The organism is Mycobacterium sp. NGS50 (assembly GCF_059812545.1).
The window spans coordinates 1-16,630 of the sequence record NZ_JCALCW010000009.1 but is presented as its reverse complement, the minus strand read 5'-3'; the positions used below and the strand labels follow the sequence as shown (position 1 = coordinate 16,630).

Annotated in this window: 13 protein-coding genes; 6 read left to right on the top strand and 7 right to left on the bottom strand. The window is 66.4% G+C overall.

The genetic code is table 11. The features are described 5' to 3' along the window. Positions 1-33: 33 nt before the first annotated feature. Entirely contained in the window at positions 34-756 is a 723-nt protein-coding gene (locus AC5Y36_RS08320; RefSeq protein ID WP_500040398.1) for a hypothetical protein, read from the bottom strand. A 223-nt stretch (positions 757-979) separates the two neighbouring features. On the opposite strand from AC5Y36_RS08320, the gene AC5Y36_RS08315 reads away from it, so the two are divergent. After that, on the top strand, positions 980-1,546 hold the full coding sequence (locus AC5Y36_RS08315; RefSeq protein ID WP_500040397.1) for a class I SAM-dependent methyltransferase: 567 nt from the start codon (positions 980-982) through the stop codon (positions 1,544-1,546). Positions 1,547-1,562: 16 nt separating this feature from the next. Here the strand turns inward: AC5Y36_RS08315 and ileS are convergent, their stop codons facing one another. Further along, complete coding sequence (ileS, locus tag AC5Y36_RS08310; protein ID WP_500040396.1) at positions 1,563-4,679, bottom strand: isoleucine--tRNA ligase; 3,117 nt, start codon at positions 4,677-4,679, stop codon at positions 1,563-1,565. 253 nt (positions 4,680-4,932) lie between these two features. Continuing rightward, the gene (locus AC5Y36_RS08305; protein WP_500040395.1) at positions 4,933-5,307 is read right to left on the bottom strand and encodes an ACT domain-containing protein; all 375 of its coding nucleotides are present in this window, start codon (positions 5,305-5,307) and stop codon (positions 4,933-4,935) included. A gap of 132 nt (positions 5,308-5,439) precedes the next feature. On the opposite strand from AC5Y36_RS08305, the gene AC5Y36_RS08300 reads away from it, so the two are divergent. Beyond that, entirely contained in the window at positions 5,440-6,438 is a 999-nt protein-coding gene (locus AC5Y36_RS08300) for an alpha/beta hydrolase (protein ID WP_500040394.1), read from the top strand. On the opposite strand, the gene AC5Y36_RS08295 is transcribed toward AC5Y36_RS08300, so the two are convergent. Then, positions 6,439-7,575 (bottom strand): NAD(P)H-dependent flavin oxidoreductase, encoded by a 1,137-nt coding sequence (locus tag AC5Y36_RS08295; protein WP_500040393.1) that lies wholly within the window; start codon positions 7,573-7,575, stop codon positions 6,439-6,441. It abuts the gene before it with no gap. 185 nt (positions 7,576-7,760) lie between these two features. Here AC5Y36_RS08295 and AC5Y36_RS08290 point away from each other — a divergent pair, with 185 nt between their 5' ends. Beyond that, positions 7,761-9,044, top strand: coding sequence for a PE-PPE domain-containing protein (locus AC5Y36_RS08290; protein WP_500040392.1), 1,284 nt, complete (start codon positions 7,761-7,763; stop codon positions 9,042-9,044). Positions 9,045-9,093: 49 nt separating this feature from the next. On the opposite strand, the gene AC5Y36_RS08285 is transcribed toward AC5Y36_RS08290, so the two are convergent. The 3 genes from AC5Y36_RS08285 to AC5Y36_RS08275 all read right to left on the bottom strand — a co-directional run bounded on the left by AC5Y36_RS08285 (position 9,094) and on the right by AC5Y36_RS08275 (position 13,067). Beyond that, positions 9,094-9,558, bottom strand: coding sequence for a hemerythrin domain-containing protein (locus AC5Y36_RS08285; RefSeq protein WP_500040391.1), 465 nt, complete (start codon positions 9,556-9,558; stop codon positions 9,094-9,096). A 90-nt stretch (positions 9,559-9,648) separates the two neighbouring features. Next, entirely contained in the window at positions 9,649-12,633 is a 2,985-nt protein-coding gene (locus tag AC5Y36_RS08280) for an MMPL/RND family transporter (RefSeq protein WP_500040390.1), read from the bottom strand. After that, on the bottom strand, positions 12,630-13,067 hold the full coding sequence (locus AC5Y36_RS08275) for an MmpS family transport accessory protein (protein WP_500040523.1): 438 nt from the start codon (positions 13,065-13,067) through the stop codon (positions 12,630-12,632). Before AC5Y36_RS08275 ends, AC5Y36_RS08280 begins: the two co-directional genes overlap by 4 nt. Positions 13,068-13,406: 339 nt before the next feature. Between AC5Y36_RS08275 and AC5Y36_RS08270 the strand changes: the two genes are divergently transcribed. The 3 genes from AC5Y36_RS08270 (at position 13,407) to AC5Y36_RS08260 (ending at position 16,565) form a co-directional block, all read left to right on the top strand. Then, entirely contained in the window at positions 13,407-14,243 is an 837-nt protein-coding gene (locus AC5Y36_RS08270; RefSeq protein WP_500040389.1) for a phthiotriol/phenolphthiotriol dimycocerosates methyltransferase, read from the top strand. Between the two features lie 93 nt (positions 14,244-14,336). Further along, entirely contained in the window at positions 14,337-15,698 is a 1,362-nt protein-coding gene (locus AC5Y36_RS08265) for a cytochrome P450 (protein WP_500040388.1), read from the top strand. Between the two features lie 63 nt (positions 15,699-15,761). After that, positions 15,762-16,565 carry a phthiotriol/phenolphthiotriol dimycocerosates methyltransferase gene (locus AC5Y36_RS08260; RefSeq protein WP_500040522.1) on the top strand — a complete coding sequence of 268 codons (804 nt, stop codon included), beginning with the start codon at positions 15,762-15,764 and terminating at the stop codon, positions 16,563-16,565. Positions 16,566-16,630: the final 65 nt, after the last annotated feature.

Here is a 16,630-nt window from a genome sequence, read left to right as displayed (position 1 = left end):
CCGACGCGACCCGCGCGCAGCGGTGCTCAAGCCCTAGATGCCGTCGATCAGATCACCGCCGAGGTACTGGCTGGGATCGAAGTCGACGCCGCTGAACGGATCGGCGGGAACGACGTAGTCGGGCACCTGCGCCTCGAGCAGGTCACCGTGGAACAGGCTGTTCCACAAGAACATCTGGGGGCCGTCGCCGGATTGGATGAAGTCCGCGGATGTGCCGCCGGCCAGCACGATCGTGTTGGTGAAGTCGCCGATCGTGGTGACGAAGTAGCTCGCGTCGTGCGGTCCGACGTTCTCCAGCACCAGGCTGTGCAAATCGCCCAGGGTGAGGTCGTAGACCGTGGCGCCGGACAGGTCGCCCATCCAGCCGAGGTCGAGTCCGGCCGCGCCGTCGGTCGCGGTGAAGTCACCGTAGTGGTACTGGTACAGCGAAAAGACCGGCGACCAGAAGTCCTGGATGGTGATGTCGTAGCTGCCGGCGGTGACCGACGAGCCGTCCGCCCCCTGCACGACGACGTTGTACGGCTGCGGGTCGCCGTGCCAATCGGTGATGAACGGGCGAACGCCGGTGTAGCTCCAGTCGGACCAGGCCGCATCACCCATCACCAGGCACACATCGCCGTCACAGGTGTAGTAGTCGCTCGGGTCGAAGTCGATCAGGTCGGTCGCATGCCCGACACCTGTCGACAGCGCGAAGGCGCCCAGCATGGCGCCGGCGGCGATGCCGAGCGAAGCAATGAAACGGTGTGGCCTTGCCATAAGGATCTCCGAGGGGAGGTTGGAGGTACGGGAATTACCGGTGTGCAGGACGGTGCCAAAGTTACCTGGGTGATATGGAATCGTCATCATAATCGAAGGAAACCTTAAGGGAAGGGCCGGCCCCGCAGCGCCCGGGGCCGGCAGCCGAACGGCCGCTGGATTGCGCCTGGATTGCGCCAGGTAGCCCCCAAAATCAGTTGCGCAATGCCCTAACGTCGTCGGCATGGCGATGAATCTGGTTCACCGGTTGTGTTGCAGTTCGCAGTACTGGGCGCGCGGGGTGGAGCGCAAGCTGTTGCCGTGGGCGCTGGCCGACGTCGACCTCGGTGACGACACCCTGGAGATCGGACCCGGCTACGGCGCCAACATGCGGTGCCTGGTGGATATGACACCGCAGTTGACCGCCGTGGAGATCGACCCGCCGATGACCGAGCGCTTACAGGCCAAGTACGGCGCGAAGGCCCGCATCATCAACGCAGACGGCACCGACACCGGGCTGTCCGCCGACCGGTTCAGCTCGGTGGTGTGCTTCACGATGCTGCATCACGTGCCGACACCGTCGCTGCAGGACCAGTTGTTCACCGAAGCGTTTCGTGTGTTGGCGCCCGGCGGGGTGTTCGCCGGCAGCGACGGCGTGCACTCGAGAACCTTCCGCCTGCTACACCTGCGCGACACCTACAACCCGGTCCCGCCGGAAACGCTGCCGGAACGGCTGCAACGCGCCGGATTCACCGATGTGCAGGTCGAGATCCGCGACGGGACCCAACGCTGGCGGGCCGCCAAGGCGTGATGCCGTACCCGCACCGCTAGGCCTTGGCGATCGCCACCCGCACGCCGTCGCCGATCTCGGCGGCCTCCGAACCGGGCTCGCCGAATTCGAAGCGGGTGGCCAGGATTTCACCGGCGATGAGCCCAGCGTGCGTCTGCGCCCAGGCCAACCGTTCGGCGGGCACCGCGAGCACCACACTGATCCGGTCGGATACCTCCAGGCCGGTCGACTTGCGCAACTCCTGAAGTTCGCGGACCCGGTCCTTGGCCCAGCCTTCGGCCTCCAGTTCGGGGGTGACGGCGCTGTCCAGTACCACCAGGCCCGCGCCCTCGGGCAGTGCGGCGGTGAACTCGGGCTCGGCGGCGACCAACCGGGAGTTGTACTCCTGCGGCTGTAGCAGCGCCGGTCCGACGCTCAGGGTGCCGTCCGGGTTGACGATGCCTTCCCCGGCCTTGACCGCTTTGATCGCGGCCTGGACGTCTTTGCCCAATCGGGGGCCGGCGACCTTGGCGTTGACGGTGAGCTCGAAGCGGCCGTACCGGTCGATGTCATCGGTGAGCTCGACCGCCTTGACGTTGAGCTCGTCGGCGATCAGGTCGACGAACGGCGCCAGGCGTTGCGCATCGTGCACCGCCACCGACAGTTTCGGCAACGGCAACCGCACCCGCAGCTTGTGTGCCTTACGCAGCGACGACCCGACCGAACATACCTCCCGCACCTGGTCCATCGTCGCGACCAGCGCGGGATCTGCGGGCACGACACCGGCCTCGGGCCAGTCGGTGAGGTGCACCGAGCGTTCGCCGGTGAGGCCGCGCCAGATCTTCTCGGCGGTCAACGGCAGCAGCGGCGCCGCCAGTCGTGCGGTGACCTCCAGGACGGTGTGCAAGGTGTCGATGGCGTCGGCGTCCTCGTCCCAGAACCGCTGCCGGGAGCGTCGCACGTACCAGTTGGTCAGTGCCTCGGTGAACTGCCGCAGTTGCTCGCAGGCACCGGAGATGTCGCAGACGTCCAGCGCCGCGGTGAGGCCGTCGCGCAGGGCGGACAGCTTGGCCAGGATGTAGCGGTCCAGCACGTGCGTCGAGTCGGCCCGCCAGCGACCGGGTTTCGGGGCATACAGCGCCAGGAAGCTGTAGGCGTTGGTGAACGGCAGCATCACCTGGCGCACACCCTCGCGGATGCCCGGTTCGGTGACGATCAGGTTGCCGCCGCGCAGGATCGGCGACGACATCAAAAACCAGCGCATCGCATCGGAGCCGTCGCGGTCGAACACCTCGGTGACATCCGGGTAGTTGCGCAGCGACTTGCTCATCTTCTGCCCGTCGCTGCCCAACACGATGCCGTGCGCCACACAGGTTTTGAACGCCGGCCGGTCGAACAGCGCGGTCGCCAGCACATGCATCATGTAGAACCAGCCGCGGGTCTGGCCGATGTATTCGACGATGAAGTCGCCGGGGTAATGCGTCTCGAACCAGTCCGAGTTCTCGAACGGGTAATGCACCTGGGCATACGGCATCGAGCCGGAGTCGAACCACACGTCGAGTACGTCGGGAATGCGCCGCATCGTCGAACGGCCGGTCGGGTCATCCGGGTTGGGCCGGGTCAGCTCGTCGATGTAGGGCCGGTGCAGGTTGTCCGGACGCACCCCGAAGTCGCGCTCGAGTTCGTCGAGGCTGCCGTACACGTCGATCCGCGGGTAGGCCGGGTCGTCGGACTTCCACACCGGGATCGGGGTGCCCCAGTAGCGGTTTCGCGAGATCGACCAGTCCCGTGCGCCGCGCAGCCAATTGCCGAAGATTCCGTCCTTGACGTGTTCGGGATACCAGGTGATCTGCTGGTTGAGCTCGACCATGCGGTCCCGGAACTGCGTCACGGCGACGAACCACGACGACACCGCCCGGTAGATCAACGGGTTGCGGCACCGCCAGCAGTGCGGATACGGGTGCTCGTAGGTTTCGTGGCGCACCAGCACCGCCCCGTTGGCGGCGACCGGGCCGGTGCTGTTCTTCAGGTCGGCGATGATCGCCTTGTTGGCCTCGAAGACGTGCTGTCCGGTGTAGTCGGGGACGGTGGCGTCGAAGCGCCCCTTGGCGTCGACCGGGGTGACCGGGACGATTCCGGCGGGGTCGGTGGTGTTCTTGTCGTCTTCGCCGTAGGCCGGCGCGAGGTGCACGATTCCGGTGCCGTCCTCGGTGGATACGAAGTCGGCGGCCAGCACCCGAAAGGCGTTGGGCGAGTCCGCGAAATAGTCGAACGGCGGCAGGTAACGCATGCCGAGCAGGTCGGCGCCGCGGTAGCTGCCCAGGATCTGCGGCTCTTCCCCGAACTCGCGCGCGTAGGCCCCCAGTCGCGCCTCCGCCAGGACGAACCGCCGCTCCCCCACCGCGATCTGCACGTAGGTGACGTCCGGGTTGACCGCGACGGCCTGGTTGGACGGCAACGTCCACGGTGTGGTGGTCCACACCAGCAGGTGGGCACCGTCCAATGCGCCACCGGCGAACCTGAATCCGACCGTCAGCGCCGGATCCTGTCGGCTCTGGTAGATGTCGTCGTCCATCCGCAGCTCGTGGTTGGACAGCGGGGTCTCGTCGCGCCAGCAGTACGGCAGGACCCGGTAGCCCTCATAGGCCAGGTCCTTGTCCCACAGCTGCTTGAACGCCCACAGCACCGACTCCATGAACGGCAGGTCCAGCGTCTTGTAGTCGTTGTCGAAGTCCACCCAGCGGGCCTGCCGGGTGACGTAGGCCTGCCATTCGGCGGTGTAGCGCAGCACCGATTCGCGGCAGGCCTCGTTGAACGCGGCGATACCCATCGCGTCGATCTGCGACTTGTCGGTGATCCCGAGCTGGCGTTCCACCTCGAGTTCGGCGGGCAGCCCGTGGGTGTCCCAGCCGAACCGGCGCTCCACCTTGTAGCCGCGCATGGTGCGATACCGCGGCACGATGTCCTTGACGTAGCCGGTCAGCAGGTGCCCGTAGTGCGGCAGCCCGTTGGCGAACGGCGGTCCGTCGTAAAACACGTATTCCGGCGCGCCGTCGCGGCGGGCGATGCTGGCGCGGAACGTGTCGTCGTTCGCCCAGTACTCGAGGACCCCGGTTTCCATCGCCGGAAAGTCGGGAGCCCCACCAGCCAGCTTGGGGTAGGCGTTTTGCACCACGCGTCGTCTCCTGTGCGCTCCGGCCGGGGACGACGACGCGCAGGTGCGCGAGCGCCGCGGTACCACCCCGCTTGCCGCGCGCAGCGCGACCGCTCATACGGCTGTCACGGGCCTACCCGTTCGGTTCTACTGGGCCTGCTCGCCTCGGCGAGCTGGGCTGTTCTTCCGAAGGCTCCCCGGTGATGGCCGGATCGATGCCGTTGGCTCGATTGTACGGACCACGACGTCCGGGGACGGGGCAGCCCGGGTGCCGTCAGCCCAGCGCGGCCTTGGCCCCGGCCAGATCGTCGGCGGCGAGCACCAGCCGGGTGTGCGACGCCAGGTAGACGGTGTCCAGATTGACGTTCGCCGCGCCGAGCTTGTGAATGGACTCGGCCAGGGCACCGGGCCGGTCCTCGATGTCCAGCACGATGACCTCCTGCTCCTCGGCGACCCGGATCCCGGCACGCTGCAGGGCTTCAAAGGCCGGCGTGGGATCGGCGACCAGGATGTGCAGTTCGGCTTGGCCGCCGCCGCTGTCCAGCGCGCACAGGCCGGCGATGTTGACGCCCGCTTCGCCCAACAAATCCCCCACCCGGGCCAACTCGCCCGGCTCGTGGTCAAGATAGAGCGTCAGATCGGTGGCCATCGCACGCTCCCTTCGCGGGTCCTGCCAACACGCTACTGCGGATTCGGCCGTCATTGACTTTCCCGGCGCCCGCTGGCTACATTGCGCGATTACGTGCCCGGCGTGGACCGGCGCAGCACCGGAGGGGGCCAGATGTCGGTATCACCGGGCAAAGCAAGCCTGCGCGCCAGGATGATCTATGGCGCCTCGCGCCGAATGACACCGCTGATGGTGAACCGCATGGTCACCAGCACCAGCAGCCGACCGTTCCCCGACCGGCTCAGCCGCACCGGGCAGCGTGTCAACGCCCTTGCCCGCCTGCAGCGACGGCGGCCCTTTCGCGGCATCACCATCACCCGGCACACCAGCGAGCCCCTCACCGAAATGGTCCGCAGCACCGAGTGCACGGCGCCGATCAGCGACGGCGTCATCCTGTACTTCCACGGCGGCGGCTTCGTCACCGGCGGCCTGGACACCCACCTGGGTGCGGTAGCCGCCCTGGCCCGGCGAACCCGCCTTCCGGTGGTGCACGTCGAATACCGGCAATTTCCGGTCGGGACGGTCGACATCTCGGTCGAGGACTGCTGCCAGGCCTACCGTTGGCTGCTCACCCAGGGCGCCAATCCCGCGAAGGTGATCTTCGCCGGTGACTCCGCTGGCGGATTCCTGGCCTTCGCGACGGCGCTGCAGGTGCAGGAGCTGGGTCTGCCGGCGCCGGCCGGCGTCGTCGGTGTCTCCGCGCTGCTGGAGCTGGACAGCACCGCCCGCAGCACGCACGTCAACTTCGACCTGGATGCGCTCGGCATCTCCGCGGCGCTGCCGTCCCTGGTGGACAACGTCTGCCCGTCTGCCGAGCTGGTGCACTCCTTGTCGGCGATCAACGGCCGCCTGCAGGCGATGCCGCCGTCGCTGCTGATCGCCGCCGACTCGGAGATCCTGCGCTGCGATGCCGAACGGCTGCGCGACGCGCTGACCGCCGCGGGCCGGCCCTGCGAGTTGCGGACCTGGCGCAGCCAGGTACACGCCTTCCCGGCGATCTTCCCGTTCCTGCCGGAAAGCAAGGACGCCATGGATTGCATCGCCCGGTTCGCCTGGGCCCTGCTGGCCCAAGCCGACCAGGGCGGCGCGGGTCTGCAAGCCGCAGGCGCCTGATCAGCCTTCCGCGAGGCTGTCGAGGCGCTGCACGGCGTCGATGAATTCGTTGACCATGTCGAGCACCACGGCCCGGGCCGGTCGCACCTTGGTCATCGAGCCGACGACCTGGCCGACGAAGTAGGTCGCCAATTCGCGGGCCTTGGCGTCGGGGTGAGCGGCGGCCTGCCCGATCCGCAGCTGGCTCTCGGACACCAGGGCGCTCTGCAGCGGCATGCCCAACGGCGCGGGACTGTCCGGGCTCTCCCATTCCTCGGTCCAGGCGGTGCGCAGCATCCGGGCCGGTTTGCCGGTCAGTGACCGGGACCGCACCGTGTCCGAGGAGCCGGCGGCCAGGAATTTGTCCCGCACGACCGGCGACGTCTCGGCTTCCTCGGTGGTCAGCCACACCGACCCGCACCACACTCCCTCGGCGCCCAGCGCCAGTGCGGCAGCCATCTGTCGGCCGTTTCCGATTCCTCCGGCCGCCAGCACCGGCACCTTCCCGACGGCGGCTACGGCATCCACGACCTCGGGCACCAGCACCATGGTCGCCACCTCACCGGTGTGCCCGCCGGCCTCGGTGCCCTGCGCGACGATCAGGTCGACGCCGGATTCGGCGTGCCGCAGCGCGTGCCGCGTGGTTCCGGCCAGTGCGGCGACCAGAACCCCGTTGGCGTGGGCGCGCTGTACCAAATCGGCGGGCGGTGGGCCCAACGCGCTGGCGATCAGCCGAATGTTGTGCGCGAACGCCACCTCCAACAGCGGCTCGTAGCCCTTCGGGGACACGTTCAGGCCGGCGCGCGGCGAGAGGCTCGGGTCGGCGGCCGCCGGAGCGATGCCGTACCGGGTCAGCAGGTCGTCGAGGAATTCGCGGTGCTCGACGGGAAGCAGGGCGCGGACCTGCTGTGCGTCGATCCCGCCCTGTTCGGCCCCCACATACTTCGGCGGCAGCAGCAGGTCCACGCCGAACGGCCGGCCGTGGGTCTGTTCCTCGATCCAGGTCAGCTCGGACTCCAGGCGTTCAGGCGTGTGCGCGACGGCCCCGAGCACGCCGAACCCGCCGGCATTGGACACCGCCGCCACCACATCACGGCAGTGGCTGAACGCGCAGATCGGGAAGTCGACGCCGAGGAGTTCGGCAACTCTGGTTCGCATGGATCCGACGGTAGCCGGTGAGGGTCGGGCACCGGACCGGATCGTCGGCACAGCCTCCCCTCCCGCCTCAACTTGCACACCCAAAACGGTGACGAATTAGCGTCACATGAGTTAACGTGCGAATCTACGTGTGCGGTAATTTAGTGTGCGCTCAGTTGGCTGCTCGGTGACTCCAAGGAATTGAGATGGTTCTTCAAAGGTTTCGTCTTTCGACGATGGTGGTGGCGGCAACCGCCGCCATGCTGACCACCATGCCGTTGACGACGTCGGCATCCGATTCCAGCGTGAAAACCGTTGCGGCAGCGCCGAAGCTGCTCGCCGATGACATCGCACTGATCATGGGCGGAACCGGTATGCCGGACCCGCCGCAGTGGTACCTGGACAAGGTCAACGACATCTACGTCGACCCCAACTTCCCGGGCTACGAGACGGTCGCCCTACACACGCCGGCCGAGGCCTGGCCGATCTTCGGCTGGCTGACCGGCGACCAGTCGGTCGCCATGGGTGTCAAGGATCTGAACACCGCGATCACCCACACCTATGAGGGCGACAACCTGCTGATCTTCGGCGTCTCGCAAAGCGCCTTGATCGCCGCCCGCGAGATGCAGAACCTCGCCGATAACCGGCCCGCCGGTCTGGGTGATGTGCACTTCGCGTTGCTGGGCGGTCCCGACAACCCGATGGGCGGCATTTTCGAGCGCTTCAGCGGCCTGGAGATTCCGGGCGTGCACTTCTCCTACTATCCCCCGACGCCGACCGACCTGTTCAAGACCGATATCTACAGCGGCGAGTACGACGGCGTCTCGGATTTCCCCCGCGACCCGCTCAACATCCTGGCGGTGCTCAACGCATTCGCGGGCATGCAGTATGTGCACCTCAACTACGGGAACCTCACCGCAGATGAGGTCGAGTCGGCGACGCACCTCGGCCACGACGGGCTGACCGACTTCTACATGATCCCCACCAAGGTCCTGCCGCTGCTGCAGCCGCTGTACGACAGCGGTGACGCGGGCAAGATGCTCGTCGACCTGATCCAGCCGCAACTGAAGGTGCTCATCGACATGGGCTACGGCAACCTGCAGCACGGCGAGGTGGCCGACCCCGGCGGCGTGGATGGGGCCGGACTGATCGGATTCGTGCCGAAACTGGACCCGCTCGCCGTGGCCGCCGCTCTACAACTGGGGCAGATCGAGGGAACCGTCAACTACACCAACGACCTGCTGCATTACGGCGGGCTGGGCTCGTTGCCGGACTATGTCACCGACATCTTGAAGGCCACCACGGGGTACGACCTCACCGTCTGGATGGACCAGATGATGCTCTCCGGACTGACCCAGCTGTCGGCATTGCCGGGTTGGTCCGTCCTGGATCCGGACTTCCTGTTCGACGGGCAGCCGCTGTTCGACGGAACACCGGTCATCGACGCGCTCAACGACTGGATCAACCAATACTGGGGCTGGCTGGGCTAATTGGGCTGATCGGGCCCACCGGGGCATTCCCGGCGGGGTGCGCCGGCGGTCAGGCCAGCTGGCACACCCATCCGTCCGGAGTGCTTCCGGTGTTGAGGAACCGGGTCAACTCCGCACTGGTGTGTGACGGCAGCGCGGAGTCCGCGTGCGGATACACGATCGGTTCTTCCTTGGCGTTGTGCTGGGCCAGATGATCGAGCAGCTGTCGGCAGGTGTCGCGCAGCTGCTCGGTGTCGGTGCCGTCGGTCAGGAGCCCGCACAGCGTGTCGATCCGCTTCCACAGTTCACCGTGTTCACGCAGCATCACGAAGATCGGCATCACCAGACCGGCCTCGCGAACCGGCGGGAACAGGAAGACCTCTTCGGCGTAGATGTGCCGGCGCAGCGCCTCCAGGGCCGCAGTCAGCGGTTCGGGGCGCAGGGTGCCGGCATCCAGCGCATCGAGGAATGCCTCGATGCCGCCATCGATCTCGCGATGTTCTCGTTCTAGCGCGACCGACAGGCTCTCCGACACGGCATCACCTCACAGGTAGTTGTTACAAATCCTACCTGTGAAAATACTCCTGCGCCTTCGGGATTGGCTACCGGGGCAGGCCGGTAATCGTCACCACAGATTCAGGCGGTGCAGCACCCGCTGCAGACCTGAGCCGCTCATGGCCCGGGCGGGCAACTGCAGCGTCGGCAGATCGGCCAGCACCGGCTCGGACGGCAGCACTTCCTGTTCGACCGCAGCCTTCGGCGCACCGCCGCCGGAGCCACCACCGGGGATCGGCCTGTCCCGCAGCGGCCGCGTCCGGACGTTCAGCGGCCACCAGAACCACCGGCCCAGCAGCGCCGCCATCGACGGCATCATGAACGACCGCACGATCAGCGTGTCGAACAGCAGTCCCAGCCCGATCGTGGTGCCCACCTGGCCGACCACCCGCAGATCGCTGACGATCATCGACGCCATCGTGAACGCGAAGACCAGGCCGGCTGCGGTCACCACCTTGCCGGTGCCGCCCATACTGCGGATGATGCCGGTCTTGAGCCCCGCGCCCATCTCCTCTTTGAACCGTGACACCAGTAGCAGGTTGTAGTCGGAACCGACCGCCAGCAGGATGATCACGGCCATCACCAGCACCAGCCAGTGCAGGTTGACGCCGAGGATGTGCTGCCACAGCAACACCGACAACCCGAAGGACGCCCCCAGCGACAGCACCACGGTGCCCACGATCACCAGCGCCGCAATCAGGCTGCGGGTGATGAGCAGCATGATGATGAAGATGATGCACAGCGACGCGGTGCCCGCGATCAACAGGTCGTAGTTGGATCCTTCGCGGAGATCTTTGAAGATCGCCGCCGTACCGGCCACATAGATCTTGGACGCGGCCAGCGGCGTCCCCTTGAGCGACTCTTCGGCAGCGGTCTTGATCGCGTCGATGCGCGCGATGCCTTCCTTGGTCGCCGGGTCACCGCGGTGCGTGATGATGAACCGCGCCGCCTTGCCGTCCGGAGACACGAACAGGCTGATCACCCGCTGGAATTCCGGGTTGTCGAACACCGCTCGCGGCAGGTAGAAGGAGTCGTCGTTCTGCGCGGCGTCGAAATCCTGGCCCATCGCGCTGGCGTCGCCGCTCAGCTGGTCCATCTGGTCCATGATTCCGGACATGGTGCTGTTCATCGTCATCATCATGTTCTGCACGCTCTTGAGCGCGCTGATCTGCGGCGGCAGCAGGTCGATCAGCTGCGGCATGATGGTGTCGATGTTGCTCAGGTCGGGGCGCAGGCGATCCAGCTGCTCGGTGATCTTGTCGACACCGTCGGAAGCGTCGTACACCGACCGCATCGCCGCGCACGACGGAATCTCGTAGCAGTGCGGCTCCGAGTAGTAGGAGTTGCGGTACCCGCGGTAGTAGTCGTCGAAGTTGGCGAGGTCATCCCGCATCTGCTTGGTGATGTCCACCATTTCGTTGGTGACACCGACCATGTGGTGGGTGGTGTCGGACAGCTGTCGCATCAGCCCGAACGCGCGCTCCATCGTGCCGATGGTTCCGCCCAATTCCTTTGCTTGCGAACGCATGTCGTCCATGCGGTCCTTGACGAACTGCATGTTCTGCGCCGTGCCGGCGCTTTGCATACTCAGCAGGAACGGGATCGAGGTGTGTTGCAGCGGCGAGCCCTCCGGGCGGGTGACGCCCTGAACCAGCGCCACCCCCTCAACCGCGAACAGGCCTTTGGCCAGCCGGTTCAGCACCAGGAAGTCCGCCGGATTGCGCATGTCGTGGTCGGTTTCGACCATCAGCACCTCGGGCAGCATCCGGGCCTGCGAGAAGTGCCGTTCGGCGGCCACCATGCCGAGGTTGGCCGGGACGTCCTGTGGCATGTACTGGCGGTCTTTGTAGCTCACCTGGTATCCAGGCAGCGCCAACAACCCGACCAGTGCAATCGCGCACGAGGCCAGCAGGATTGGGGCGGGCCAGCGGACCACGGCGGTGCCGACCCGGCGCCAGCCGCGGACCGACACGGTACGTTTGGGCTCGAGCAGACCGAATCGGCTGGCCACGCTCAGTCCGGCGGGAACCAGCGTGAGCGCCACCGCGACCGCGACCAGCATGCCGACCGCGCACGGAATACCCATGGTCTGGAAGGCCGGCAGTCGGGTGAAGCTGAGGCAGAACGTGGCCCCGGCGATGGTCAGGCCCGATGCCAGGATCACATGGGCCACGCCGCGATAGGTGGTGTAGTAGGCCTGCTCCGGGTCCTGGCCGGCCTGCCGGGCTTCGTGATAGCGGCCCATGAAGAAGATGCCGTAGTCGGTGCCGGCCGCGATCGCCAGGGTGATCAGGATGTTGACGGCGAAGCTGGACAGCCCGATGACGCCGTAATGGCCTAGCGCCGCAACGACTCCGCGGACCGCCCCGAGCTCAACGCCGACCATCGCGAGCAGGAACAGCGCCGTCGTGATCGATCGGTAGACCAGCAGCAGCATGATGGTGATGACCGCGACCGCGGCTACGGTGATCTTGATGACCGTGCGGTTGCTGCTGGCGTTGGAGTCAGCGACCAGTGGTGCCGGCCCGGTCACGTAGGCCTTCACCCCGGCTGGCGGCGGGGTGTGCTTGACGATGTTGCGTACCGCGTCGACCGATTCGAGCGACAGCGATTCACCCTGGTTGCCGGCCAGGTTCAGCTGGACGTAGGCGGCCTTGCCATCCGGGCTCTGCGCTGCCGGTGCGGTCAGCGGGTCGCCCCAGAAGTCCTGGATGTGCTGCACGTGCTTGGTGTCCGCGCCCAGCTGACCGATGAGGTCTGCGTAGTACCGGTGGGCCGCCTCGCCCAGCGGCTCGTCGCCTTCCAGGACGATCATCGCGACGCTGTCGCTGTCGGACTCCTTGAAGACTTTGCCGATGCGCGACATCGCCTGGATCGACGGCGCTTCCTTGGTGCTCATCGACACGGACCGCTCTTTGGCGACCTGTTCGAGCGCCGGAACGCCCACACTGACCAGAACCGTGATCGCCAGCCAGGCGAGAATGATCAGACCGGCATACCGGCGGACGACGACGGCGGCCCGCGACCGCTCGGAACCTCGTTGCATGCTGCTCATGCGCCCTGCACCAGGCAATACGTGTAGGCGTTCACTTCGTTCGTGATTCTTTCCGCTTTGACCTGACCGTCGACCACGATGCGGCAGCCGATGCTGTTGGTGTCGCCCTGCGCCACCACGTTGGCGACCACCGCGGGCGAATTCATGGTGATCGTCACCGACCACGGCAGTGACGCGCGCTTGACTTCCTGCGGTTCAGCGTTGGCGTTGAAATAGCTGATGCTCGCCACGGTGTTCGCCGGGCCGAAGACCTCGTAGAGGACTTCCTTCGGGTTGTAACGGTCGTTGTCGGCGACCGGCCCGCTGCCGTACGACGGCCGCTTCTCAGACCCGAAGATCCCATGAACTCGCGACACGATTAGCCCCCCACAGCCGATCACCAGCAATACAACCAGCGGTATCCAGATCCGCCCCAAGATCCTGACAATCGCCATCCCCTTCACCCGTTCCGCTTACTGCACACTGCGCTTACTGCACACTGGGCACACCACGTGGGCGGCGCCTCGGTGACCCCGCGTCCAGTACCCACGAGTAAACCATGTCGTGCGGCGAATGTGTCTGCTTCGCTGAAATCGGGACACGCTATCACGACGGTTACTACCTGCAGTTATACCGATGCTTCCGTCTCCTTGAGCTCGGGCCCAGCGGGGCGGGGGCCGGTTTCGGTGCACGCCGGCCGGGCGGGGATTGTGAGCGTAGCGTTTCGTTCGCGCTCACCCGGCGGTCGATGGCCCGTTGGCTGCCAGGGCCGCGATGCGTGACATACTGCCCCGATGGTCACCACCAACCGTCTGGCATCGAGCCCGTTCGTCAATCGACTGGTCACGAACCCGCTCGCCTTCCGGCTGCTGTTCACGTCGTTCGTCACCAAGCGATTCGCCTCCCAAACCCGGTTGCTGGGCGGCGATGACTGGTTGTTCTTCAACTACGGCTACGAGGAAGACCCCGCCATGGGTGTCCCCCTCGACGAGGCCGACGAGCCGCACCGTTACTTCATCCAGCTGTACCACCAGGCCGCGACCCAGGTGGATCTGGCGGGCAAGAAGGTGCTGGAAGCCAGCTGCGGGCACGGCGGCGGCGCTTCCTATCTGGTGCGCACGCTCAAGCCGGCGTCCTACACCGGCCTGGACCTGAACCCCGCCGGTATCGAGTTCTGCCAGAACCGCCACCACCTGCCCGGCCTGGACTTCGTGCACGGCGATGCCCAGAACCTGCCCTTCGACGACGAGTCGTTCGACGCGGTACTCAACGTCGAAGCCTCGCACCTGTACCCCGACGTTCCCCGCTTCCTGGCGGAGGTTGCCCGCGTGCTGCGGCCCGGCGGCCATTTCCTGTACACCGACTTCGGCCGTCGTCACGCCCTGCCCGAGTGGGATGCGGCGCTGGCCAGCGTCCCGCTGCGGATGGTGTCCCAGCGCGACATCAGCGCGGACGTGCTGCGCGGAAACCAGAAGAACACCCCGCTCAAGCAGGCCCGCATCAGCCACCACGGGTCCGCGGTGCAGCGTGGTTTCGCCCGCTTTGCCAGCGACATGACCGACTGGGCGTTCAACGGGGCGCTGCGGCGCGGCGAGTTCAACTACCGGACGTACTGCTTCGCCAAGGACTGACGCGACGTCCCCTCCCGCGGGCGACCGAGCGTACGTTCCCGCCCGCGGGCAGCCCGGCGTACGTTTGATACCCGTAGGAAAGAGGGGGATGACATGGCAACGGCGACAACCGAGCCGGTACGGCTACCACCGGGGCCGCGGATTCCCAAGACCATCCAAGGCGTCGTGGGTCTGACCGCGCTATGCGAAGTGGTACCGGTGCTGGGCCGTCGCTACGGCAGCACGTTCACTGTCAACCTGCCGGTCTTCGGCAAGACGGTAGTGGTCAGCGACGCGGCGCTGGTCAAAGACGTCTTCTCGACCAGCGGTGAGCTGCTCGAACGCCCGACCAACCTCGGCGAGGTGTTCGGTCCCGGATCCACCTTCATGCTCAATGGCGAAGCGCACCTCGAGCGCCGGCGGGTGATCCTGCCGGTGTTCCACGGCAAGCGGGTGGGCGCCTACGAACACATCATCGAAGAAGAGGTGCTGGCCGAAACCGCGAACTGGCCCGAGGGCCGCGAGTTCAAAACGCATGAGTCGATGAACCGCATCGCACTCAACGCGATTCTGCGCACTATGTTCGGCGACGAGCCGTCCGCCCTCAACGAGCTGCGCAACGTGGTACCGACGATGGTCACGGTCGGCTCGTTCCTGCACCAGTTGCCTGCGGTGGTGCGGCGTGATCTGGGCCGGTGGAGCCCGGGAGGCCGACTGTCGCAGTACCGGCGTCGTTTTGATGCCGTCATCGACTCGCTGATCGCCCAGGCACGTTCCGACCCGGCATTGCAAGAGCGCACCGATGTGCTCGCGCTGCTGTTGCGGGTGCGCAACGATGACGGCGAGCCGATTCCGGACCGCCACATCGCCAACGAGCTACTGACTTTGGTGGGCGCCGGACATGAGACCACCGCCAACCAGCTGGCCTGGATCCTGGAGCAGCTGCGTCGCCATCCCGAGGTGCTGCAGCGCCTGGTCGATGAGGTGGACGAGGGTGGATCCGATCTGCGGCAGGCGACCATCTACGAGGCGCAGCGGATGCGGCCCAGCATCGAGGCATCGTTCCGCCGCGCCAAGCAGCGGATTCGCTTGGGAGAGTGGGTTCTTCCGGAGGGCACCAATGTGACCGTAAACTTCCAGTTGGCCCATGAGTCCGCGGAGAACTTCCCCGACGTGGAGTCGTTCAACCCGGACCGCTTCCTCAACGTCAACCCGAAGCCCTTTCGCTGGATGCCGTTCGGCGGCGGCGTGAACCGGTGCCCCGGGGCGTCCTACGCGAACATGGAGATGGACATTTCGCTGCGGACGCTGCTGCGTGAATTCCGATTCGAGCCGACCACCGAGGACGGTGAGCGGCGCCGCTACCGCGGCGTGGCGATCATGCCGTCGCGAGGCGGACGCGCGGTGGTGTACCGCCGAAATGCCGGGGCCCCCGGGGATCGTCGCTCCATGTCGGCCACCGAACACCGCAGCTGAGTGCGCCGCGGCCAACCGGACGGCGTCTGCTCAACTGAGCCTGGCATACTGCCTCGCATGACAATGACTGCCACGGAACGCGTCACCGATGTCGTTGCCCGCGTGTTCAAAGCCTTCATGAGCAAGTTCTGGTATCCGTACCTGACCCGCCGGCTCGATGCGCAGGGCGTCACCTTCCTCAACTACGGCTACGAGGACGAACCACCGCTGGGTATCCCGCTCGACGAAGCCGACGAGCCCAACCGCTACTCCATTCAGCTCTACCAGCAAACCGCGACCCAGGTGGATCTGACCGGTAAGGCGGTGCTGGAGGTCAGCTGCGGCCACGGCGGTGGCGCCTCCTACCTGACCCGGACCCTGAAGCCGGGCACCTACACCGGCCTGGACTACAACCCGGACGGCGTGGCCTACTGTCAGAAGACACACAACCTGCCCGGCTTGACGTTCGTGCACGGCGATGCCGGAAACCTGCCCTTCGACGACGAATCCTTCGACGCGGTACTCAATGTCGAGGCCTCACACGCCTACCCGGAGCTGTCGCGCTTCCTCGCCGAAGTCGCCCGGGTGCTGCGGCCCGGGGGGCATTTCCTGTACACCGACTTCCGCGGGCGCAACGAGTTCCCCGGCTGGGACGGCGCACTGGCCGCCATGCCGCTACGCCAGGTTTCGCAGCGGGTGATCAACGCCAGCGTGCTGCGTTCGCTGGACCGCAGTTCACAGCAGAAACTCGAGTTGATCGGCAGCAAGCTGCCGGTGGTGTTCCGGCCGTTCGGCCGCCGGTTCGCCGGAGTGCCGGGCACCGGGCTGTACAACGTATTCGAAAGCGGCGAAGCCGAATACCGCATCTACTGCTTCACCAAGGACTGACCCGCGGCACGTAATCCCGGCGAGAAACCCCGGCGAGCAGACGCAAAAGTGCCCTAAATTCAGCT